21 protein-coding genes are annotated in these 23,072 nt (G+C 69.9%); 16 read left to right on the top strand and 5 right to left on the bottom strand.

Annotation, left to right across the window (positions count from 1 at the left end):
• Positions 1–587 (top strand): maleylpyruvate isomerase N-terminal domain-containing protein (locus ABZ297_RS37880; protein ID WP_355356575.1); only part of this gene is annotated, 587 nt, incomplete at its 5' end.
• Between the two features lie 106 nt (positions 588–693).
• Positions 694–1,455, top strand: coding sequence for a CAP domain-containing protein (locus ABZ297_RS37885; RefSeq protein ID WP_355356577.1), 762 nt, complete (start codon positions 694–696; stop codon positions 1,453–1,455).
• A 302-nt stretch (positions 1,456–1,757) separates the two neighbouring features.
• Here the strand turns inward: ABZ297_RS37885 and ABZ297_RS37890 are convergent, their stop codons facing one another.
• From ABZ297_RS37890 to ABZ297_RS37905, 4 genes are all read right to left on the bottom strand, one after another.
• Positions 1,758–2,375: a hypothetical protein gene (locus ABZ297_RS37890; protein WP_355356579.1), complete on the bottom strand. Its 618-nt coding sequence runs from the start codon at positions 2,373–2,375 to the stop codon at positions 1,758–1,760.
• A 120-nt stretch (positions 2,376–2,495) separates the two neighbouring features.
• Positions 2,496–2,906, bottom strand: a complete 411-nt coding sequence (locus ABZ297_RS37895) for a polymorphic toxin-type HINT domain-containing protein (protein WP_355356609.1) — start codon at positions 2,904–2,906, stop codon at positions 2,496–2,498.
• Positions 2,822–3,148, bottom strand: coding sequence for a transposase (locus ABZ297_RS37900; RefSeq protein WP_355356581.1), 327 nt, complete (start codon positions 3,146–3,148; stop codon positions 2,822–2,824). The genes ABZ297_RS37895 and ABZ297_RS37900 overlap by 85 nt, the downstream gene beginning before the upstream one ends.
• A gap of 743 nt (positions 3,149–3,891) precedes the next feature.
• Positions 3,892–4,890 carry a TNT domain-containing protein gene (locus ABZ297_RS37905; protein ID WP_355356583.1) on the bottom strand — a complete coding sequence of 333 codons (999 nt, stop codon included), beginning with the start codon at positions 4,888–4,890 and terminating at the stop codon, positions 3,892–3,894.
• Between the two features lie 417 nt (positions 4,891–5,307).
• On the opposite strand from ABZ297_RS37905, the gene ABZ297_RS37910 reads away from it, so the two are divergent.
• The 4 genes from ABZ297_RS37910 to ABZ297_RS37925 all read left to right on the top strand — a co-directional run bounded on the left by ABZ297_RS37910 (position 5,308) and on the right by ABZ297_RS37925 (position 9,302).
• On the top strand, positions 5,308–5,391 hold the full coding sequence (locus ABZ297_RS37910) for a helix-turn-helix domain-containing protein (RefSeq protein ID WP_355356611.1): 84 nt from the start codon (positions 5,308–5,310) through the stop codon (positions 5,389–5,391).
• 34 nt (positions 5,392–5,425) lie between these two features.
• Entirely contained in the window at positions 5,426–7,315 is a 1,890-nt protein-coding gene (locus ABZ297_RS37915) for a histidine kinase (protein ID WP_355356585.1), read from the top strand.
• A complete protein-coding gene (locus ABZ297_RS37920; protein ID WP_355356587.1) occupies positions 7,300–7,959 on the top strand; it encodes a response regulator transcription factor in 660 nt (219 codons plus the stop codon). The genes ABZ297_RS37915 and ABZ297_RS37920 overlap by 16 nt, the downstream gene beginning before the upstream one ends.
• A gap of 80 nt (positions 7,960–8,039) precedes the next feature.
• Positions 8,040–9,302 (top strand): alpha/beta hydrolase, encoded by a 1,263-nt coding sequence (locus tag ABZ297_RS37925; RefSeq protein WP_355356589.1) that lies wholly within the window; start codon positions 8,040–8,042, stop codon positions 9,300–9,302.
• Here the strand turns inward: ABZ297_RS37925 and ABZ297_RS37930 are convergent.
• Entirely contained in the window at positions 9,266–9,496 is a 231-nt protein-coding gene (locus ABZ297_RS37930) for a hypothetical protein (RefSeq protein WP_355356591.1), read from the bottom strand. The genes ABZ297_RS37925 and ABZ297_RS37930 overlap by 37 nt on opposite strands.
• A gap of 159 nt (positions 9,497–9,655) precedes the next feature.
• Between ABZ297_RS37930 and ABZ297_RS37935 the strand changes: the two genes are divergently transcribed.
• The 10 genes from ABZ297_RS37935 (at position 9,656) to ABZ297_RS37980 (ending at position 22,696) form a co-directional block, all read left to right on the top strand.
• Positions 9,656–10,678 (top strand): ROK family transcriptional regulator, encoded by a 1,023-nt coding sequence (locus ABZ297_RS37935; RefSeq protein WP_355356593.1) that lies wholly within the window; start codon positions 9,656–9,658, stop codon positions 10,676–10,678.
• A 51-nt stretch (positions 10,679–10,729) separates the two neighbouring features.
• A complete protein-coding gene (locus ABZ297_RS37940; RefSeq protein WP_355356595.1) occupies positions 10,730–12,232 on the top strand; it encodes a DUF3604 domain-containing protein in 1,503 nt (500 codons plus the stop codon).
• Positions 12,233–12,289: 57 nt separating this feature from the next.
• On the top strand, positions 12,290–13,807 hold the full coding sequence (locus tag ABZ297_RS37945) for an ABC transporter substrate-binding protein (RefSeq protein WP_355356597.1): 1,518 nt from the start codon (positions 12,290–12,292) through the stop codon (positions 13,805–13,807).
• The gene (locus ABZ297_RS37950; protein ID WP_355356613.1) at positions 13,807–14,748 is read left to right on the top strand and encodes an ABC transporter permease; all 942 of its coding nucleotides are present in this window, start codon (positions 13,807–13,809) and stop codon (positions 14,746–14,748) included. The genes ABZ297_RS37945 and ABZ297_RS37950 overlap by 1 nt, the downstream gene beginning before the upstream one ends.
• A complete protein-coding gene (locus ABZ297_RS37955) occupies positions 14,745–15,575 on the top strand; it encodes an ABC transporter permease (RefSeq protein WP_355356599.1) in 831 nt (276 codons plus the stop codon). Before ABZ297_RS37950 ends, ABZ297_RS37955 begins: the two co-directional genes overlap by 4 nt.
• Complete coding sequence (locus ABZ297_RS37960) at positions 15,572–17,302, top strand: ABC transporter ATP-binding protein (protein WP_355356601.1); 1,731 nt, start codon at positions 15,572–15,574, stop codon at positions 17,300–17,302. The genes ABZ297_RS37955 and ABZ297_RS37960 overlap by 4 nt, the downstream gene beginning before the upstream one ends.
• 19 nt (positions 17,303–17,321) lie before the next feature.
• A complete protein-coding gene (locus ABZ297_RS37965; protein ID WP_355356615.1) occupies positions 17,322–18,269 on the top strand; it encodes a hypothetical protein in 948 nt (315 codons plus the stop codon).
• Positions 18,266–19,453 (top strand): sulfatase-like hydrolase/transferase, encoded by a 1,188-nt coding sequence (locus tag ABZ297_RS37970; RefSeq protein WP_355356603.1) that lies wholly within the window; start codon positions 18,266–18,268, stop codon positions 19,451–19,453. The genes ABZ297_RS37965 and ABZ297_RS37970 overlap by 4 nt, the downstream gene beginning before the upstream one ends.
• Positions 19,454–19,473: 20 nt before the next feature.
• Complete coding sequence (locus ABZ297_RS37975; RefSeq protein ID WP_355356605.1) at positions 19,474–21,429, top strand: hypothetical protein; 1,956 nt, start codon at positions 19,474–19,476, stop codon at positions 21,427–21,429.
• Between the two features lie 298 nt (positions 21,430–21,727).
• Positions 21,728–22,696, top strand: coding sequence for a formylglycine-generating enzyme family protein (locus ABZ297_RS37980; protein ID WP_355356607.1), 969 nt, complete (start codon positions 21,728–21,730; stop codon positions 22,694–22,696).
• Positions 22,697–23,072: the final 376 nt, after the last annotated feature.

The following is a 23,072-nucleotide window of genomic DNA, read 5'->3' on the forward strand; positions in this document are numbered from 1 at the left end:
TGGTCGCGCACGTGCTGGGCGCGATGGAGTTCGTCGCCTCGCCGCGCCAGAGCCTCCACCAACTGCGGGCGGGCAGGCGGGCTGCGGGTGAGCGGCCCCTCGTCGACGGCATGACCGAGGTCCAGGTGGCCGAGCGCGCCCATCTGAGCACGTCCCAGCTCACCGAACTGCTCGCCACGACCGCGCCGCGGGCCGCCCGCGCCCGGCGCAGGCTGCCGGCGCCGCTGCGCTGGGTCCCGATCGCCTCGGACGTGGCGGGCACGGCGGAGACCTGGCGGCTGGGCTATCTGTACGACGTCATCTACACCCGCGACACCTGGATGCACCGCGTCGACATCGCCCGGGCGACCGGCCGCCCCTTGATGCTGACAGCCGGGCACGACGGCGTGATCGTGGCCGACGTGGTCGCCGAATGGGCGCGCCGCCACCGTGGACCGTTCCAGCTCCGGCTGGGCGGGCCCGCGGGAGGCGCTTTCGAGGAGGGCACGGCGGGCGAGGAGATCACCCTGGACGCCGTCGAGTTCTGCCGGATCCTGTCAGGCCGCGGTAGCGGCCCCGGGCTGCTGGCCCAGCAGGTCCCGTTCTGACCCACTCGGCCCCGCCCTGGTCCGGGCACGGCTCCTTGTCGGGGCCCGTGCCCGTTCCAGCCGGTCGTGCAACCACCGTCTTAATCATCACGGAAAGAAGGGGTCCATGAGAAAGATCCGCAGTGCCATGCCCGCGGTACACCCGCGGCGGGCCGGCGCCGTCGTGACCGGCGCTCTCCTGCTGAGCCTGACCGCCGCCGTGTCGTCGGCACCGTCGGCAGCCGCCGCGGCCGCACCGCTGAGAGGCGCCGCGACCTGCGCGGACATCGACTTCGTCTACCAGCCCCAAACCGCCTTCCCCAACACCAGCCGGGGACGGTACGACTTCAGGAGGCAGGTGACCACCATCGAAACTGCGGTGTTATGTCTTGTCAACGCCGAACGAACCGCACCCGGCCTCAACCTGCGGCCTCTGAAGAGATATCTCTCGCTCGGCAAGGGCAGTTCCCCCGGGCTCGGCGGCGCGGCGGCCATGCACGCCGCTGACGCCGTCCGCCTGCGCTGGTGGGGAAAGGTGGAGCCGGGCAAGAACTGCCGCCCCATGAAGGACGACCCCAGCACGTGCGATCCGCACGTCAATCCGCAGACCGGGTCGACCCCGCTGAGCCGTGCCGAGGCCGTGGGCTACGGCCGCCGCTGCACCTCGTTCTCCATTGGCGAGAACGCCTACGTGGGGTGGGGAAGCTCCCAGGTGACACCCCGGGCGGCTGTCACGTGGTGGATGAACAGCAAGCCGCACCGAGCCAACATCCTCAGCCCGACCTTCACGGAGATGTACACCCGAACGGCCTTGGGCAGCGCGGATCCGGCCGCCGGGTCCATCACCCCGGCCGTGACCTACGTGCAGATGTTCGGGCGCTGCAACTGACGCAGCCCTCGCCGAACCGCTCATCGGGGACTCCTCAGCTCCACCAGGCCGGCGGCCTCGGCTACCTCGGCGGGTTCCTGCAGCTGTCTGGCTCGAACACCCCGACCTGGTGGACGAGGACTCGGCGGACGAGCCGGCCGAGCAACTGCTGCGCATGTGCGGCATGGCCCCCGAGGAGGCCCACGCGATCGCCCACAACGGAATGAGGTCCCGCCGTCATCGAGCCCGGCTCGGTTCGCTCTCGGCGACGCAACGTGGGGCCACGGGATCGTGGCCTGGATGTCTACCTGGGCGAAACACGATCACCACTTGCGCGCCCGGAACCGGACCGCGTACTCGTCGCGGTAGAACATGGCATAGACATCCTGCGACTCCGCGACCCGTGCGAGCTCAGCCTCCACCATTTCGAATGCGTCCTTGAGCCGTCCATTCAGAACGCGTACCACGGGAATCACCACGCACCTCGTGTACTCGTGGAGCAGATCCGTCGTCTCGATCTCCGTCGAGAAACGGCCCCAGTCCGCCCACTGAGCGATGAATGGCTCGCCATAGGCAGTCAAGTTGGCGGCCAGGTCTTCCGCCGTCGCATCCACACCACCATCCCTGAAGAACCTCCAGGTCCGGTAAGTTGGCTCCGGCATTGTGTAGCCAAGATTTTGGCTGATGACTGGGGCATACTCGCCGTTGTCAGGATCGAGCTCAGCCAGGACCTGCAGGACTCGTTCATGTCCCGCGCCTACCACGGGGTTGATGTTGAGGGAACGCGGCATGTCGGTGTCATTGTCATTGAGACCGAGCCAGCCGAAGGCGCCTTCCCCCCGCTTCTGAATGAAGATGCCCCGGGTGCGTGTGGCCGAGAATCCCAGCGGGTGGACGGCTGCTTTGACCGCGCGCTGAACTTCCTTGTTGAGACCGGACATGATCACCTGTTAGTACTGAATGACGTAAATATCGGTTGCGCCGATGCTTCCTGTAAGCCCGGCCTTCGTTGCCCTCTTATCCTTCCAGGTACCTCCGCCGGCTTCGATGGAGGCGTAGCCTCAGCGGCGATCCTGGTTCTTGATGAATCCGGCCTTCGCGCCGTTCTGTGAACCAGCGCGCTGGTTGCTCCGAGGGCAAAGTGGTAGGCGACGGTCAGGTTGTGAACGCGCCCGGCTTCCGGCGGTCCACCGCTCTACCGCTGAGACCTGGACGTGGGTACCGGCCCCGGTCTGAAGCCATACACCGGGCTGCAGATCGGTGGCGGCGATCCACGCACGCAGGGCGGGGACCCAGAACGGGTGATCGTCGGTGGCGATAACGACGCCCGCTCCATCATTGGTGGCGACGGAGATGTGGACGAGGTTCTTGACACCCTCGCCGGTGATCAGTCCAACGACAGGCTGCGACGTGGTTTCGCCCGTTTCCGGATCTGTTGCGAGGACCTCGTCGCCGACCTCTGTTTCTTCGATGGGTTCGGCTGTTCCGTTCGCCCAGCACGTCCAGCCCGCCGCCACACCGCCTTGGGATAGGCGGCGAAAGTCAGGATGTCCTCACGCGCCTCGTCCAGATGCTCGGCCGCTTTGGGGTACTTGTCCTCCAGCGTCTGGACGGCCTGGCGGTGCTGAGCGCGCACTGAGGCGGCGTCGGGCTGCTCGGCCGGCTTCTCCACCCGGCGAGTCGAGACGCCCAGCAGATAGGAGGTGGCCACCACCGAGGTCAGCGCCCGCTCGGCCCGCCGCTACCGCTCTGCAGGAGGTGCCACTGCCGGCCGACACCCGCCGCACCTATGCCTCCCGAGTGCGGATGTATCTCGCGTGGCGCCGAACGGCCCTCCAGCGTCGGCGGGGATCCACTGATCGATGCCCGCGACCGCGCGTAGCCCTGCTGCCTTTCCATGCCGGGCTGCGCATCGGCGACGCCGTCGCCCTGGACGTACCCGACGTGCGCACCTCCGCCCGCAAGGGCGTGCTGATCGTCTGCGGTAAGGGCGGCAAAGGGCGTGAGGTGCCAATCCACCCCATCTGCGTCAACCCCTGCTGGACTGGCTGCACCAGCGCCGTACCTGGACAGGCGCCGACTCGAGCAAGGACCAGTTTCTCAACCGCCGCGGTGGCCGTCTGCCCCCCGCGCCGCCTCCGCCGTGTTCACCGCCCCCGCCGCCGGGCTGGAAGACTCCACCACCGCCCACTGACGGCCTTGACCACACCGACGGCTGCCGGGCTCGTGTCCAACTGTGGTCTCACTGTCGGCGAAGAGCTGCGATGACCTGCGGTTACATGCTTAGCGCCAGTTTTCGGCCGGGTATGACCGCGACCCCAGGACCGTCATTGGTGACCACCTCCGGCCACGCAACGCTAGAACGTGCGACAGCAGGGCGCGACGCCCGCCTTCGGCGAGATCTCCCCATCCCGCCGAGGGCGCGCGCCGCGGATGCTGCCCCGATCGGCTCAGGCGTCAGCGACCGTGAGATCTATTCTCGGTGCCCACACGGCTTAGCTGGTGCCTGTCGGCCTTGCCGCTCGTGCTCTGGCTGCTCGCGCCATGGATGCCCGTCCCGCGGCCGCCCGGGCGCTGGCCGGTCTCGTCCTTGACGTCGGGTAGTGAGGGCGGCGCGATCTCCTCCAGGTATTCGTTCTGCAGCAGCCAGCTCACCGGAACTTCTTCGCTTGTCTGCGGAGCTTCGGGAATGTACTTGCTGAGCACGTGATACTGCGTGCCGCCACCCGGCTGCTGGAACGCGGGGGCGGCCGGGCCGACGTCGACGCGGAACGACTTGAGCACCCGGAATGCGTGATAGTTGCACGGGTGCCCGGGATCCTGTGGGTTGGTGTTGAGACTCCGCGGCGGCAACGACCTACTGATGAATGGGTCGCCGATCGGCGACAGGAAAGCTCCGGTGTAGCCGCCGAAACGGTCGAGTTTCATGCCGATCTGCAGAAACGTCGTCTTGACCAGCGGTCTGCCGTTGGGGTAGTTGCCGGAGCGGGCGAATCCGGCGTCGGGCGGGAAGCGATAGTTGTTCACCGCGTAGTCCCAGTAGCTCGAGAGGAAGGGCTGCGGTTCGAGATTGCCCAGGGGCGCGTAGCCGCGCAGAAGTTTACCGAGGTAACCGGTCCGCGGTAGGGACACGGGCCCGAGGTCCGGGTCGCCGGTCAGGTACGGCGGCCCGCAGACAACCTTTTCGGTCGTCGTACCGTCCTTGGCGGTCTCGGCTTTACCGGGTGGCGGCGTCAGCCAGAGAGCGGCCGACTGGATGAGCTGGGCCTTTGACTGGGCGGCGCTGTCGGCGTGCGCCGGCATCCCGCCCATGGTGCCGGCCACCGCACATATCGCGGCGACCAACATGGCGCTTCGTCGATAAGATCGCATGTTTTCCCTGTGGATTGCGTATAACAACGAACGAGGATCGATCACGAGCGATTCAACGACAGCGACGCGCACCCACGAACTCATCCCAGCTTCGAGGGTAGAACCGCCTACATTTGCATTTCGACCGAGATGTCGGATTGTCCGAATCTGGCATACCGATACGCGCGTAGCCGTGCATTTGAATACAGTGATCGATCTCTACATGCCCGTCATCACCGGAATCGCATCACCGGAATCATAAGAGAAGAGCAAAGAATGGATCTACAAAAGCGATAAGGTATCATCTGCCAATTTTTGGAGCGCGCGAGGCTTTGTGTCCTTTGTTAGATATATGTGCTGATCGCGGGACTCTCTCGGGATTCCGCAGCAGGTCCGCCTACTGTCCTCCATGCAAGGACCTGTTCGGCCTGGACCAGCCCCAGGTCCGCCTCTATGAGGCGACCTTGCGCCACACCGTGCTCGGCCGTCGGCCTACCGGGGTTCCGGTAGTAATGGCTGTGAATCCAACGATGTTGCTGCGCCCGCCTGTGCGAGGCACTGGACTGCCAGCCAGGAGACCTGCCGGCCTACGACCCCGAGCCGTGAGCATGGGATTGTCGCAGAAAGCTAGCCTGATGCCGTGACGTCCGTTGTGCTGTTGTGTCTGCTCCTCGGCACCGCTTTCCTGTACGGCACCGCCGTACGGAGCACGGCTGGGGCCACGGTCGCGATGGCGGCGGGAATGGTGGTGGCGGCGACGGTCGCCGCGGCCATCCACGGGTGGCCGCCCCGAGCGGTGGCCGGTATGGCGTTGCTGTCGGGTGGGTCGGCGGCGGTGGTCTGGGCCTTCGGGCGCGCGCACAGGCGTGCCAGGACGCGACGGGAGGCCCTGAGCGCGCACCGGGCGGCGCGTTCGGAGGCGCGCGAGGCCATGGCGGACGCGGTACGGCTGAGGCTGGCCGCCGAACTGCACGACACCGCCGCGCACCGCTTGACCGGCATCGCTGTGGCCGCGGCATCCGCGCTGCACCTGTCCGACCCCGAGCTGCGGGAATCCGCCTTACGCCACGCCGAGGAGGCCGGCCGCCTGGTCTGCGCCGAGCTGGCCGGCTCGGAAGCCGCGGTCTCCGACCTGGCGATGATCGACGACCTGGTCGCCGACTGGTCCGCATCGCGGGAGCTGAGCTATCGCAGGACGGCGACCTTCGCGCCGCCGGAGGTCGCGGCGGCCGCCTACCGGGTGGTGCGCGAGGGCCTGACCAACGTGGCGCGGTACGCGAGCGGCGCCCAGATCGAGATCACCGTCCAGGGCGAATCCGGCCGCCTGGCCGTGGAGGTGAACGACAGCGGAGGCGAGCGGAAACACGGCGACCTGGGTACCGGAAACGGCCTCGCGGGGCTGGCCACCACCGTGGCAGCCTGCGGCGGCACGCTCGCGGCGGGGCCGAACTCCAGCGGGTGGACGGTCCGGGCCGAGTTCCCGGCCTCCGCAGGGACGGGCCCGGTTCGAGGGACCTGGTGGCGCGGGCGGCGGGCGTGGGACGGGGCGCTGGTCGGGCTGGCCATTGCGCTGTCGATCGGGGCGAGCCTGCTGCCGGGAGACACCCCGGTTCCGCTCGTGGTGCTGGGGCCGCTGTTCGTGCTGCACGCCGTCCCCCTGTGGTGGCGGGAGAGGCGGCCTGCGTGGAGCCTGGCGGCGATGCTGTCGATCTACCCGGTCGCGATGGCGGGCTGGACGCCGACGCCGGCGGGAGACCTGTTCCTGTGGGGATGGTGGGTGGAACTGGCCCAGCTCTACGCGTTCGGCGCCCGCTGCTCGAGGCCCAAGGGCGTGCTCGCAATCCTGGCGGTAGGCCTGGTGGGCGGGCTCGCCCTGGCGCTGGGACCAGGCATCGTCGGGAACCGGTTCGCCGTGTGGGCGGTGCTCGGGGCGGCCGTGGCGCTCCTGTCGGCGCCGGCGTGGGCGGCAGGCGTGCTGGTGGGAAGGGCGAGGGTGCGGCGGCGCCTGGCAGCAGCGGCCGAGGGCGACCTGCTCGCCGGGCAGCTGGCCGACGTGGCACGCGAAGAGCGGGAGCGGGTCGTGGCCGGGCTGCGTCGTACCGCGTCCCGGCACGCGGACGCCGTCGTCGCGGCGGCCGAGGGTGGCGATCTCGGGGTGGTTCTCGCCGCGGCGCGCGCCGGGCTCGACACGCTCAGGCGGCTACTCGGTGAGCTGCGCGAACCCGTCGGAGCCGACGGCCCGCCGCCGACACTCGCCGGCCTGGAGGTGCTCGCCGCGCGGCGCAGGGCGGGCGTGTTCCACGTCGGCGACCCTGCCGGGCTGGCGCCGGAGCTGGAGGTGGGTGTGTTCAGGGCTGCCGAGGAGCTGGCGGGGGAGCGGATCACGGTGTCGCACCTGCCCGAGGGGGTCGTCGTCGCGGGTTCGGCGGGCCGGCGCTCGCTGCGGCGGCTGCACGCGCTGGCCGACGCGTACGGCGGGGCCGCGGCGGCCGACCGCGGCGGGGAGGTGCGGGTATGGCTGCCCAGGTGATCAGGGTGCTCGTCGCCGACGACCAGGCGGTGGTCAGGGCGGGGATCGCCGCCGTGCTGGCCGCCGAGCCCGACCTGGACGTGGTCGGCCAGGCCGCTGACGGGGAGTCCGCGGTGGCGCTCGCCGCGCGGCTGCGGCCTGACGTGGTGCTCATGGACATCCGAATGCCCGGGCTCGACGGCCTCGCGGCCACCGCCCGGATCACCGCGGGCCTGCCGTACACCAGGATCATCGTGCTGACGACGTTCGGGCTGGAGGAGTACGTGTTCGGGGCGCTGCGCGCGGGCGCCTCCGGGTTCCTGCTCAAGGACGCCGAGCCCGCGCGGGTCGTCGACGCGGTACGGGTGATCGCGCGCGGCGACGCGCTGCTTGATCCGGTGATCACGCGGCGGCTGCTCGAACGCTTCGCCGCCGCCTCCGCGCCGGTGGCGCGGCCGGAGCGGCTGACTCCGCGCGAGAGCCAGGTGCTCGAACGCGTGGCGCGCGGGCTGTCCAACGCCGAGATCAGCGAGGCCCTGGGGATCAGCACGCCGACCGTGAAGGACCACGTGTCGGCGATCCTGGCCAAGCTCGGCGTGCGCGACCGGCTGCACGCCACCATCTACGCCTACGAGTCCGGCCTCGTCCGACCCGGGACCGGCTGACACCCCCGCCGTGCGGCGGGGGAGCGGATCGATCGGCCGGACGAAGAAAAGCCGCGGCCGCCTTCCTAACGTTGTGGCATATGAAACGTGTGTCAGGAGCGATCCTGCTGGTCGGTGCTGAGATCGCGGCGATCGCGGCCGGGGTCGTCGTGTTCTTCCTGGTGGCGATGGTGATCACGAGCGTGCCGCTGTTCGCGGGAGCCGGGCTTGTCGCCGTCGTGGCCGTCAGCTGGCTGCTCGGGCGGCCCGCGCTCCGATGGCTCCGGGTTCCGCGGTTGGTCGTCCCCTACGTGGTCGCGAACACGCTCGTGCTCGCACCCCTCGCCGGGTTCCTGGTCTTCCGCCCCTACCCCGTGCCGCCGCCCGCTTCGACTCCCCCTGGGGTCGCCTTCTGGCAGCTGCCGACGGGCTCGCGTGTCGCCTACGTCAAGCGCGCCGGATCCGGTACGGCGGGCCGCCCACCCGTCATCTTCCTGCACGGCGGGCCGGGGACGCCGGGCGAGGGCCTGCCGGAGGGCAGCGAGGACTTGGCGGCCGCGGGGTTCGACGTCTACGCCTACGATCAGCTCGGCGCGGGCCGCTCCACCAGGCTGGCCGATCCGAGCGGGTACACGGTCGCCCGGCACGTCGCCGACCTGGAGGCGATCCGCCAGACACTGGGCGCTCGGCAACTCATCCTGGTCGGCAGGTCGTGGGGTGGCACGCTCACGGCCGCCTACCTCGCCGCCCACCCCGACCACGTCGCCAAGGCCGTACTCACCTCGCCCGGCGCCATCTGGGAGCCCGCCTTCCCCGGCGGAGTCGGCAGCCCCTGGGACCACCTGCCCGGCGGCCTCCAGGCCCGGGCCGACGCGCTGACCAGCGATCCGCGGGTGCTGGTCCAGTCGCTGCTGCTGGGAATCAACCCGGCCGCCGCCCGCGCCATGGTGCCGGACGCCGAGGCCGACGCCCGGATGCGCGCGCTGCTGCTCCTGGGCAAGGACGCCACCGGCTGCCAGGGCGCCAAGCCCGCTCCGACGCACGGGAACCCGCCCGGCTTCTACAGCAACCAGATCACCTCCGAGGACGCGGCCGCGGTTACCGATCCGCGGCCGAAGCTGCGCGGGGTGCGGGTGCCGGTGCTCGTCATGCGCGGCCAGTGTGACTACCTGAAGTGGGAGGTCACCTACGACTACCGGCGAACGCTGCCGAACTCGACACTGGTTTACATCCCCGGCGCAGGTCACTCGATCGCCAACGGGCGTCCCGACCTCTACCGGAGCCTGATCCGCGCCTTCCTCCTGGACCGCCGCCTACCCGTCCCCGCCTACACCGGTACAACCGACCCTGCTCGCGGCTCCTGACCGAGGAGCCACAGGGGGAACCACAGGAGCATCGAGCGCGGGATGGACATGTAGTGGGTCGAGGTGATCAGGGCGGCCACCTGCAGGCCGACGTAGACGCATTCGGCCCACCGGCACCGATGGGCCAGCCATACAGTGAGCGCCACGTCGATGACCGCGGCCCCGGCGGCGGCCTGACCATCGCCGTCACTCATCACATCCCTGGCGGGGCTTCTCATCACCGGCCTGGCTTACCACGCCCGGGGTCCTGCGTTCCTTACGGGAGCTTCGCGATTAGATTGAGCGTAAAGTGGGTGGTGAGGAGGGGGATGATGACTACGGGGGAGGGGCGTCGCACGGCGACGGTCCGTTCGGTGGCGGAGACCAACCGCGCGGTGATCCTGCAGACGCTGCGCGAGCAGGGGCCTATGTCCCGGCGCGAGCTGACCGAGCGCACCGGGCTCAGCACGGCGACGATCAACCGCCTGGTCGGGGCCCTGCGGGCGAGCTCGTTGGTCACCGAGAGCGAGGTCGGGACGTCGACCGGCGGCAGGCCACCGGTGATCGTGCAGTACAACGCGGCCGCCCAGTCGGTCCTGGCCTTCGATGTCAGGCCGGACGGGATGACGGGCGCCGTCGTCGATCTCGAGGGCGCGGTGGTCAGCCGGGAGCACCGGCCGATCGAGCCGGGCGACGACGGGTCGATGGGCGTCTACGAGCAGCTGATCGGTCTGTGTGAGGAGCTCCGCGATCGGGCCGCCGAGCTGGGCTCGCCTGCCCGGGCGGTCGGGATCGGCGTGCCCGGCGTGGTGCGCCCCGACGGCATGGTGGAGTTCGCGCCCGCGCTGCGCTGGTTCGCGATGCCGCTCGGGCTGCTGCTGGCCGAGCGGCTCGGGCTGCCGGTGCTCACGGAGAACAACGTCAATCTGCTGGCCCTGGCCGAGCATCGGCACGGGGCGGGGCGCGGGGTGGACAACCTGGCCGCGATCATCATCGGCTCGGGGGTCGGTGCCGGGCTCGTGCTGGAGGGGCGGCTGCACCGCGGCTGGAGGGGCGGCGCGGGAGAGATCGGCTACATGCTGATGGAGCCAGGCTCCCTGCGCAGGCCGTGGCCGGGGTTCGGCGACCTGGAGGGGCGGCTGCGCCGTTCGGCGTCGGCCGAGACGGTCGACCAGGTGGCGCTGGCGGTGGCCAACCTGAGCGTGGTGGTCAGCCCGGAGTTGGTGGTGCTCGGCGGGGACCTGGGTGCGGACGCCGACCTGGTGGCCGGCGGGGTCGCCGAGCGGCTGGTCGGCCGGATACCGACGCCACCGAGCGTGACGGTGTCGCGGCTGGCCGAGGCAGGTTTGGTCGGGGCCGCCGAGATGGCCGTCGAGGGGAGCTCCGTACCGGCTTGAAACCAAGGCTTATGATCGGGGTGATCTAAAAGCCTTGAGAAAGGGGCCGGCATGGAGAGCTATGCGGGGTTGGCGCCGTGGATGGGCGACATCCACAACCACTGCGGCATCAGTTACGGCCACGGGACCATCGAGGAGGCCTATGCCAACGCCCGCCTCCAGCTCGACTTCGCCAGCGTGACCGGGCACGCGCACTGGCATGACATGCCGCAGGGCGAGCCGCGCCTCGACGAGCTGCGCAAATACCACGAGGACGGCTTCGCCCGGCTGGCCGCGCGCTGGGAGGACGTGCAGCGGGTCACCGAGGAGGCGCACGAGGACGGCGCGTTCGTGACGTTCCAGTCCTTCGAGTGGCACAGCATGACCTACGGCGACCACTGCGTGTACTACGACGGCGCCAAGGGGCCCATCCTGCGCTCAGCTAGCCTCGAAGAGCTCCGTTCCGACCTGCGGAAACTCGGCCGCCGGGCGATGGCGCTGCCACATCACATCGGCTATCACAAGGGCTGGCGGGGCATCAACTGGGACACCTACACGCCGGAGTTCGCGCCGGTCGTCGAGATGGTGTCCATGCACGGGTGCGGCGAATCCGACCGTGCGCCCAGGCCGTACCTGCACACCATGGGGCCGCGCGACGCGGGCAGCACGGTCGAGGAGGGGCTGCGCCGCGGATACCGGTTCGGCCTGATCGGGTCGACCGACCACCACAGCGCGCACCCCGGTAGCCACGGGTACGGCCGGGCCATGGTCTGGGCGCCCGAGCTGACCAGGGACGCGCTCTGGACCGCGATCCAGGACCGCAGGACCTACGCGATCACCGGGGACCGCATCGTGCTGGCCAGCGAGCTGAACGGCACGCCCATGGGCACCGTGGCCGCGCCGTCGAGGGAGCGCCTGCTGCGAGCCGAGGTCCAGGGCAGGGACGCCCTCGACTACGTCGAGGTGGTCAGGAACGGCACCGTCATCCATCGGGAGTCGCCGCTGGTCGGTGCCTTGAACGGGTCCGGCGAGTTCCGCGGGACGAGCGGGGTGACGGTGGGCTGGGGCAAGCTGGGCGTCCCCGTCGACTGGGACGTCGAGCTGGAGATCCGGGGCGGCCGGCTGCTCGACGTCCAGCCCAGGCTGCACGGCGAGGACATCGTGGCCCCGGCGGCGCAGGAGCCGGAGCGGTTCGCGTTCTCGGCCGTGGACCGGGTCGGCGACGCGAAGGTCAGGCTGTGTACGGTCACCGGCGGTAACCCCACCGTGACGACGGACGCGACCCAGGGGCTCTCCGTGTCGATCGAGGGCGACGACCGGAGCGTGGTGGCGCTTCTCGTCAACGGCCAGGCGCACGAGCGCACCATCGGTGAGCTGCGCGAAGGTCCACGCACCGGCTATATGGGCGGCTTCGTCAGCGGGGCGTTCCGCTTCGAGCGCGCTGTGCCCGAGTCGGCCCTGCGCGCGTCTCTGACGGTGGAGGACGAGTCCGGGGATCCGGCCTGGTACTACGTCCGCGTCCGCCAGGTCAACGACCAGTGGGCGTGGGGAACCCCGCATTGGGTCTTGACGTAGGCCGCCTACTTACGATGCACTCTTTCTTATCACTTTGATCGCAAAGGGGTGTGTCGCGTGGTCGATCAACGTCTGTCACGCCGGGGGCTGTTCGGCTTGGCGATGGGGGGCGCCGCGGCCCTGGCCGTGGGGTGCCGGTCCGCCACGCAGGTCGCGGCCACCGGCAAGGACATCACCCTGGCCTTCTCCGCGGCGCCGGACCCGATGAAGCTGCTGCGCCGTACGGTCGACTCGCCGGTCTTCTCCTCGCTCGTCTTCGACCGGCTGGTCGACCTGGACAAGAAGACCCTCCAGCCGATCCCGCTGCTGGCCAAGGAGTGGGAGTGGAGCAAGGACAGGACCAGCCTGGTCCTCAAGCTGCGCGAGGGCGTGCAGTTCCACAACGGCAGGGCGCTGACCCCGGATGATGTGATCTTCACGCTCACCAAGGCGCAGGACGAGAAGAGCGGCGCGCAGGTCGCGCCCATGCTCAAGCGCATCAAGAACATGGAGGCCGGCCAGAACGAGGTCACGCTCACCCTGTCCGGCCCGACGAGCAACCTGTTCGACGCGCTGATGTTCGTGCCGATCGTCGACTCCACCACCTACGGGAGTGGCAAGGTGATCGGCACGGGACCCTACGTCTGGGGCGCGTTCACCGCGGGCACCCAGCTCCAGCTCACCCGCAACGAGAAGTACTGGGGCGGCTCTCCCGAGATCGAGAAGATCACGATCAAGGCGATCAAGAGCCCGCAGGCCCAGCTGTCCGCGCTGCAGTCCGGTCAGGTCCAGATGGTCGGCGGCATCCCGGCCCGGGACATCAAGACCACCTCGGCCGCAGGGAAGTTCACGGTGTCGGTGACCCGCCCGTCCTACCAGCAGACCTACCTGGGCGTGGACGTCAGGACCAAGCCCTTCGACGACCCCAAGGTACGGCAGGCGCTGCAGTACGCCGTGGACCGCAAGCGCATCGCCGACCAGGTCTACGGCGGCTATGCGGAGGTCAGCAGCCTCCCGTGGCCCGCCAACACCCCCGGAGTGACCCAGGACCAGGTCAACCGCTACTCCTACGACCCGGACAAGGCCAGGCAGCTCATCAAGGAGGCCGGAGCCGAAGGCGCCGAGGTCACGCTGTGGGCCGGGCAGACTCCGATCTTCTCCTCGGTCTTGGACATCGTCCAGTACGACCTGGAGAAGGTCGGCTTCAAGGTCGTCCCGAAGCTGATGGACGCCACCGAGTTCCAGACGCTGGTGGTGAACGCCAAGCTGCCCGGGCTCAACATCGCCAACATCGGCCTGGTCAGCGTCTCCCCGCTGACCGGGATCTCGACCGCCAACCCGGCGCGGCCCGGCGAGAACACCTCGCGCCTGGATGACAAGAAGTACGTCGAGCTGCAGCAGGCGGCCTACGGCGCGACCACCGACGTGGCCCGCGACAAGGCCAACCACGACCTCAGCGAGTACCTCCTGGAGCAGTCCTTCCACATCACGCTCGCACAGGCGCACGAGGTCGTGCTCTGGGACCCGTCGATCAAGAGCGCGGACACGACCTTCCTCGGCTACCTCAACCTGGCGGCAGCCAAGCGGGGCGCGTGATGGCCTTCTGGCTGCGCAAGGCGCTGTCGGCGCTGCTCACGCTCTGGATCTCCTCGATCGCCGTGTTCGGCCTGATGCGGCTGACGCCGGGTGACCCGGCCGCCGCCGTCGCCGGGCCCGACGCCACGGCCGCGCAGGTGGCGGCGATCCGGGCCGAGCTCATGCTCGACCAGCCGCTGCTCACGCAGTACGGCCACTGGATCGGCGGCCTGCTCGGCGGCGACCCGGGCAAGTCGTTCCAGTACAACCGGCCGATCATCGACCTGCTCGGGGAGAGTGTGGCCAGCACGGTGCAGCTCGCGATCGCCGGGATCATCATGATCCCGGTGGTCGGCCTGCTCACCGGGCTCGCCCTGGTCTCCCGGCGGCTCGGCAAGGCCGCCGACGCGTTCGCCACCGCCGCGCTCTCGCTGCCGGTCTACGTCAGCGCCGTCATCCTGGTGTTCCTGTTCGCGGTGCGGCTCAAGGTGCTGCCCGCGACCGGCGAGATGAGCTTCCTGGAGGCGCCCGACCTGTCGGTGCAGTTCCTCATCCTGCCCGGCATCGCGCTCGCCCTGCCCGCCGGCGCCGTGCTCGGACGGCTGCTCGCCACCGAGATCCGCCGGGTCAGGCAGGAGGAGTTCGTGCTCACCGCCAGGGCCAAGGGGGTGCCGGAGAAACGGATCTCGCGCAGGCACGTGCTGCCGAGCAGCCTCGGGCCCTTCGTCGTGGAGTTCGGCATCGGGATCGGCGAACTCCTCGGCGGGGCGGTGATCGCCGAGGAGCTGTTCGCCAGGAACGGGCTCGGCAAGCTCATGCTCGACGCTGTGCAGAACAGGGACTACCCGATGGCCCAGCTCCTGCTGATGCTCGCGATCACCATCGCGGTGATCGCGCAGCTCGTCACCGAGGTCGCGCTGTCCAGGCTCGACCCGCGCATCCGGCTGGAGGCCGCGGCATGACGGCCATCCCCGCAGACCGGAAGTGGATCAGAGCCGGCCGCTCCACCAAGGGCCTGGCCGGCGTCATCCTGATCACGCTGCTCGTGCTCGCCGCCGTGGCGGGCCCCCTGCTGCTCGGCGTCTCGCCGTACGAGCAGGGCGCCGACGCCCTGGCCGGGCCGTCGGGCGCGCACCTGCTCGGCACCGACGAGGTGGGCCGCGACCTGCTGGCCCGCACCCTGTACGGCATCCGCAGCGACCTGCTGATCTGCCTGGTCGCGGTGCCGCTCGCCGCGCTCCTCGGCACCGGGCTCGGTCTGCTCGGCGGGCTCACCCGATGGGGCGGCGAGGTCATCCAGCGGGTGTTCGACGTGCTGCTCGGCTTCCACGGCGTCATCCTCGGCATGGCGATCGCGCTGGTCATCAGCCCTGGGTTCGTCGCCGTGGTCACCGCGATCGTGCTGATCACCGTACCCAGCTTCGGCCGCCAGGCCAGGGCCGCGCTGCTGCAGCAGTTGTCGCGCGAGTACGTGCTGGCCGCCACCACGGTCGGCGCGTCCAAGGCCAGGGTGCTGGGCAGGCACGTGCTGCCGAACGTCACCGACTCGGTCACCGCGCTGTTCGCCGTCGCCATGGCCAACGCCGTCAAGATCGAGGGCGGGCTGAGCCTGATCGGGCTCGGCATCCAGCCGCCCGAACCGTCACTCGGCACGATGATCAGCGCGGGCAGCCGCTACATCCAGGTCGCCCCGCAGTATGCGCTGGTCCCCGTGCTCCTGCTGGCCGCCCTCGTGCTCGGTCTCACGCTGCTCTCCGACGCGATCAACCGGGAAAGGCTCCGCTCATGATCCTTGAGGTCGAGGACCTGGCGATCAACGCACGCGGGCTGCCCGCCGTCGACGGTGTCAACCTGGGCGTACGGCCCGGCGAGATCCTGGGCCTGGTCGGCGAGTCCGGCTCGGGCAAATCGCTGACCGCGCTCAGCATCATGGGGATGCTCCCCGCAGGCGTGCGCGCCAGCCGCGGATCCATCCGCTTCGACGGCCGTGACCTGCTGAAGCTCAGCCAGTCCGAGCTGCGCGAGGTGCGCGGCAAGGACATCGGGATGGTCTTTCAGGACCCGCTGGCCTACCTCAACCCGCGCCTGACCGTGGGTGACCAGCTCGCCGAGGCGCTCACCGTGCACGGTGCGAGCCGCGGACACGCCGCCGGACGCGCGGCCGAGCTGCTCGACCTGGTCGGCGTCCCCAACGCGGCGGCCAGGGTGAAGGACTACCCGCACCAGTTCTCCGGCGGCCAGCGGCAGCGCGTGCTGATCGCGATGGCGATGGCCAACGAGCCTCGGGTGCTGCTGGCCGACGAGCCCACCACCGCCCTCGACGTCACCGTCCAGGCCGGGATCCTCACGCTGCTCAAGCGGCTGCGCGACGAGACCGGCACCGCCGTCGTGATCATCACGCACGACATGGGCATCGTAGAGCAGGTCTGCGACACGGCCGCGGTGATGTACGGCGGGCACATCGTCGAGCACGGCCCCGCGCGAACCCTGCTGACCAGGCCGCGGCACCCCTACACCGCCGGGCTGCTCCGATCCGTGCCGAGGCTGGCCTCCGAGCCGGTCCGCCGCCTGCCCGTGATCCCCGGGGCCCCACCCGACCTGGCCGAACGCCCACCGGGCTGCCCGTTCTCGCCGCGCTGTGACCGGGCCGACGACCGGTGCGGCGAGCGGCCGCCGCTGGACGACGGGTTCGCCTGCTGGCATCCGCTGTCGGAGACCGTGCTCGCGGTGCGGGAGCCTTACACGCCGCCGGAGCCGCGAGCGAGTGAGCCGGTCATCAGGGCGGAGAACGTCACCGTGACCTACGGCAGGCGGAAGCGGGCCGTCCGGGCCGTCAAGGGAGTGTCGCTGACGGCGGCGCCCGGCCAGACCGTCGGGATCATCGGCGAGTCAGGGTCGGGCAAGTCCACGCTGGCCAGGGCCCTGCTCGGGCTGCTTCCCGCCGCCGGGACGATCACCGTGGCCGGGAGGTCGTGGGCGGGCGCGTCGAAGGCCGAGCAGTTGGCCATGCGCCGGGCGGTCCAGATGGTGTTCCAGGATCCGTACCTGTCGCTCAATCCACGGCTGTCAATCCGCGACACGCTGGCCGAGCCGTACGAGGTGCACGGGCTGTGTCCGGCCGAGGAGGTGCCGGAGCGGCTCGGCGTGCTGATGGATCAGGTCGGGCTGCCCAGGCCGTTTCTGGACCGATATCCGTACCAGCTATCGGGCGGGCAACGGCAGCGTATCGGCGTGGCCCGTTCGCTCGCCGTGGAGCCGCAGATCATCGTGGCCGACGAGCCCGTGTCGGCGCTGGACGTCTCGGTTCAGGCCCAGATTCTCAACCTGCTTGCCGACCTGCGCGACGAGGTCGGCGTCGGCATCGTCTTCATCGCCCACGACCTCGGCCTCGTCCGGCACTTCTGCGACGAGACGCTGGTCATGTACCAGGGCGAGGTCGTCGAACGGGGACCGTCGCACCGGCTGTTCGAGGCGCCGGAGCACCCCTACACCAAAACACTGATCGCTGCTGCCTGAGGGAGTCCGATTGTCCGCAATGCTGCTCGCCCCGATCGAACTTGACCTGGAGAAGTCGGAGGTGGTGCTCCGGCCGGAGAAGCCGGAGCCCGGCTACTGGGTCGGGTGCCCGAGCATAAGCTACGAGGACGGGCGTTTCCTGATGACCTATCGGGAACGACGCCCGCGTGACGTCGAGTTCGAGCGCGGCTGGCGCTGCGCGATCGCCACCAGCGAGGACGGCGTGAACTTCACCGACGTGTGGTCGGTGCGCAAAGACGAGCTGGCTACCGACTCGATGGAGCGTTTCAGCCTGGTACGGCCCTTCCCCGGCGGCGACTACTTCCTCTACCTGAGTTACGTGGACCCGGCGGACAACCGGTGGCGGATCGACGTCCTCCGCAGTCCTGAAATTTCCGGATTTGATGTGCGGAATCGTCGTCCGATCCTCACCGCGGCCAGCACCGGAACGGCCGGGATCAAGGACCCCTACACGCTGCTCGTCGGCGGTGCCGTCATGATGTACACCGTCGTGTCCCGCCCCGGCGACTTCGGCGAGGAGGCGTTCGCCACCGCCGACATCCACAACACCGACGCCACCACGCACGCCACGGGCCTGGCCATCAGCCAGGACGGGGAGCGCTTCGACTACCTCGGCGAGGTGCTGCCCACCGGCGACGGCTGGGACAGCCACGAGTCCCGGCTGAGCTGCGTCGTCCCCACCGGCAGCGGCTTCCTCGGCTTCTACGACGGCTCGGCCTCCTACCAGGAGAACTACGAGGAGCGCTGCGGCCTGGCCATCTCCTTCGACCTGCGCAACTGGACCAAGACCACCCCGTACGGCCCGCGCTACGTCGCCCCGCACGCCACCGGCTCGATCCGCTACCTGGACATCGCGATCGTGGGCGAGGAATGGTTCGTCTATTTCGAGATGACCCGCCCCGACGGAGCCCACGAGCTGCGGCTGGCCCGAGTCCCGCGTCCGTGAACATCCTGCTCGTCCTGACCGACCAGTACTCCGCCGACGCGCTGAGCTGCGCGGGCAACCCCTATCTCGCAACCCCGGCGCTCGACGCTCTGGCCGCGCGCGGGACGCGTTTCACCAACGCGTACTGCACGCAGCCGCTGTGCACGCCCTCCCGCGCCAGCCTGATGACCGGGCGCATGCCCACCGAGGTCGGCGTGACGAGGAACGAGCAGGCGCTGGACACCTTCGAGGCGACGATGCCGCGGATCTTCGGCGCGGCGGGCTACGACTGCGGGTACGCGGGCAAGTGGCATCTGCCCGAGCTGGCCGTACCGGAGGAGAGCGGGTTCAGGAACCTGCACGGCCCCTTCGACGACGGTCTGGTCGAGGCGTGCCATGCCTTCGTGAAGGAGCCGCGGGACCGGCCGTTCCTGCTGGTCGCGTCGTTCACCGAGCCGCACGGGATCTGCCAGTGGGCGCGCGGCCAGGTCCCGCCGTCGGGGCCGGTGCCCGCGGGGGAGTGGCCGCCGCTGCTGCCCAATCACGGCGTCGGCGGATACGACGCCGAGTTGCCGCGCATCGCCCAGGCCGCCCAGCCGCACAGCTATCCGACCGCGACCTGGACCGAGGACGACTGGCGCGCCTACCGCCACGCCTACTACCGGCTCGTCGAGCGGGCCGACGCGATGGTCGGTCGCCTGCTGGACGCGGTGGACCTGGACGACACGTTCGTGGTGTTCTCCGCCGATCACGGTGACCAGGTGGGCGCCCACCGCTGGAACCAGAAGTGGGTGCTGCACGAGGAGTGCCTGTCGGTGCCGCTGATCACCTCCACCGGGGGCGGGGTCGTCGAGGACCGGCTGGTGTCCAACGGGCTCGACGTCCTGCCGATGCTGGCCGCCGCTGCCGGCATTGCAGGCTTGCCGGCCGTCCGGCGGGACGCGGTGTTCTCCGAGACCGAATGGGTCGTCCCCGGGATCCAGCACCTGACCGGCCGGAGCGTGCGCACCGAGCACTTCCGCTACACCTGCTACGCCTGGGGCCGCCACCGGGAGCAGCTCTTCGACCTGCGCACCGACCCGGGCGAGCTGGTCAACCTCGCCACCACCGAGCAGTACGGCCAGGTGCTGCGCGAGCATCGTGACCTGCTGCGCGCGCACGTCCAGGCGACAAGGGATCGATTCGTCCGATTCTTGCCCGCATGAAGGGAAATTTCATGACCGAGATGAGCCGTAGGTCCGCCCTCCAACTCGCAGCCGTCTCCGCCCTCGGCGTCGCCACGTGGTCGACCCCCGCCTCCGCCACCGCACCGCCTTCCCGCCGGTCCGCGACGATCGAGGACCTCGGGCCGGGCAACGTCGCCTACCCGCTGATGAGCGGTCTGCTCGTCGGCGACACCTTCTTCGTCGGCTCGCGCAACCTCGACCCCACCCGCGCCCTCGGCTACCACGTCCCGACCAGGAAGGTCACCAGGAAGCAGACCTTCGGCGGCGGCAACTTCGTCCAGGGGCTCGCGCACCACAACGGCGAAGTGCTCTACGCCGGCATCGTCGGGCAACGGGCCGGCGAGCCGTGCATCTGGAAGTGGGACCTGAAGACCGACCAGGTCAGCTCGCTGCCCGTGATCGACGGGCTCGAGGTGCGCACCCTGGCCACCGCGCCGGACGGCACCCTCTACGCTGTGGGCAAGGAGGCGTCGTCCGGGCCCGGCATTCATGAGATCGATCCGGCGACCGGGGCGCACAAGGTGCTCGCCGTACCAGATCCGAAGGCCACCCAGGCGCGGGCGCTCGCGGTCACGGAGACGCAGGTGGTCTTCGGCGCGGGCAGCAACCTGTCCGGCGGCGGGGACGCCAGCAAGGCCACCGTGTTCCTCACCGACCGGGCCACCGGCGAATCCCGACAGATCCTCACCGGCGAGCCCGCGCTGGACCCGGCCACCCGCGACCTCGCGGTGATCGGGGAGCGCATCTACGTCGGCACCGAAGGCAGCGAGGACAAGGGCTGGTTCGCGGTCTACTCGCTGGCCAACGGCACGCTGGAGTTCCAGGTACGCAGCCGGTCGAAGTCGGTGAAGTCGTTCATCGAGGCGGGCGGGAAGATCTACTTCGACGCCGACGGGCTGTGCTCCTATGACCCTGCGACCAAGGAGTACACGGAGCTCCCCAACACCGGGGACGTGGGCGGCTGGGGACTCGGCCACCTGGACGGGACCATCGTCGCGGCCAACTCCGAGTTGGAGGCGGTCGTGCACTACTCGATCGCCGACGCCACGAGCGAGCCGGTCGGGCTGGCCGAGGCGGGCGCTCCGGTGGGCGCGCAACTCGGCATGTCCCTGGCGGCCGGGCACGACCGGATCTACGTCGGCGGGAACGGCAGCGTCGTCCTGCACAAGTCGGGCACGACCACCCGGCTGGGGATCCCCGCCGAGGCCAAGGACACCGAGATCATCGGCAACACGCTGTACGCCGGGGTCTACAACTCACAGGGCATCTGGTCCTACAAACCGGGCGGCGAAGCCAAGCGGATCATCGCGCTGCCCCAGGAGCAGAACCGGCCGCAGGACGTGATCTGGAACCAGCGGCTCTCCCGGCTCCTGGTCGGCATCCAGTGCGACACCAAGGGCGGCGGCTCGCTGGCCGTCTGCGACCTGTCGGCCAACACCGCCAAGCTGACCATCGATCCGCTCCCCGACCTGCAGTTCCCCCGATCCGTGGCGACCGAGGGCACCTTCGCCTACCTGGGTGGCGACAACCCGGTGAGCACCCGGGCCAAAGGGCACCTGGCCTGCGTCGACGCCACCACGTCGACGGTCGTCTGGACCCTCGACCCCGGCTTCAACCAGGGTGTTTCCGGGCTTGTCGCGCTGAACGGCAAGCTGGTGGGACTCACCGGGAAGGGCAAGCTGTTCGTCGTCGACCTCGCCACCCGCCAGGTGATCCACACGGCCGACCTGGGCGCCAACGGCGGCGGCAACTCCCGCCTCATCGTCAGCCGCGGCCAGATCTACGGCGGCGGCGCCGCGGCCGTTTTCCACATCGATCCCGGAACGTACGCGGTGACCTGGCTGGTGACCGGGCTGGACGGCCAGTGGTACAGCGGGCCGAGAATCGCCGCCGACGAACTCGGCCGCCTCTACTCCTTCAAAAGCCGCAACCTGATCAGAATCACACTCTCCTGACCTTGGAGATCCCTAGTCATCACGAGCCGGAACCAGTCAATTTGATCAAGGCAGTTGAGCTGGATCAATTCTGTGCCGGCTCCTCTGGAACGTCCTTCGGTTCGCCTGTCTTGGGCAGCTGGTCGTTGTCGCCGCGGTGGACCGGCGATGACGGCCTGCACGCCTCCAAACGCGACTCCATCAAACTCGGACCAGAGCTTCCATCAGACCCGGAGCGGTTCACCTGACGCTGGTGGCGGTCAACCACCGGAGCTCCCCCCCAGCTGAAGACGGGGGTTTCCACCCTCGAGGAGTCTCGATGAACGCACACGTGAACACGAGGAGCGATGCCGCGGCGGGCCGGCCGGCGTCCGGTGAGACCCCGTCCAAGAACATGGTGTGGGTGCCGGGCGGGACGTTCCTCATGGGCGACGAGCGCTTCTACCCCGAGGAGAGGCCGGCGCACCAGGTCGCCGTCGACGGCTTCTGGATGGACGCGCGCCCGGTGACCAATCTCGAGTTCCGCCGCTTCGTCCAGGCCACCGGTCACGTCACCGTCGCCGAACGCCCGCTCGACGCGGCCGACTACCCGCAGGCCGACCCCGGGTTCCTGGTGCCCGGATCGCTGGTCTTCCACCCGACGCCGGGGCCCGTCGACCTGCGCGACTACCGCAACTGGTGGTCCTACGTCCCTGGCGCGTGCTGGAAGCACCCCCGAGGCCCGGGCAGCGGGCTCGGCGGGCTCGAGCGGCACCCCGTCGTCCACCTCGCCCCCGAGGACGCCGAGGCGTACGCGGCGTGGGCGGGCAAGGAGCTCCCCACCGAGGCCGAGTGGGAGTTCGCGGCCCGCGGCGGGCTGGAGGGCGCGGTGTTCGCCTGGGGGGACGAGTTCGCGCCGAAGGGGCGGCTCATGGCCAACACCTGGCGCGGCGAGTTCCCCTGGCAGAACCTCACCCCGGGCGGCGGGCACGGCACCACGACCGTCGGCTCCTACCGGCCGAACGGCTACGGCCTGTACGACATGACGGGCAACGTCTGGGAGTGGACCTGCGACTTCTACACGCCGCGGCATCCCGGCGAGGCCGCCAAGCCGTGCTGCGTGCCGCGCAACCCGCGCGTCGAGGCCGCCGTCTCCGACGAGGCGATCCCCCGCAAGGTCATCAAGGGCGGCTCGCACCTGTGCGCCCCGAACTACTGCCTGCGTTACCGTCCCGCGGCCCGGCAGGGCGAAGCCGTCGACACCTCCACCTGTCACATCGGCTTCCGGTGCGTCATCCGGCCCGGCTGAGCCGGAGCGCACGAGCGGGAACGGGCGAGACCCCCGTGCCCTGGCGCGCGCTCCGGGTCCGGATTGAGCCGCGCTGCCCCTCGCCGAGTCCATCACCCTGCCCGACGCCCGGACGCAGGACCTGGACTACGCCGAGGCACGCCGCCACCTGCTCCGGAGGAGGTCTCCGCCGTCAGCTGAATCGCCATCACGATGAATGCCTCCGCCGCCTACCTGAGCCGACGCCGCACCGCAGGCAGCACGCGGGGAAGCCTCCTAGCGTCGGCTTGTCGCTGGACGATGTTGTGTGAGGGTGTAACCATCGAGCGGTTGAGGGCAACCCACAAATGATCATGCGCTTATGGCGATCGCCGGGGTCCTAGGCGAACGGCATAAG

It is taken from the genome of Nonomuraea sp. NPDC005983 (assembly GCF_040614375.1).
Lineage (GTDB): Bacteria > Actinomycetota > Actinomycetes > Streptosporangiales > Streptosporangiaceae > Nonomuraea.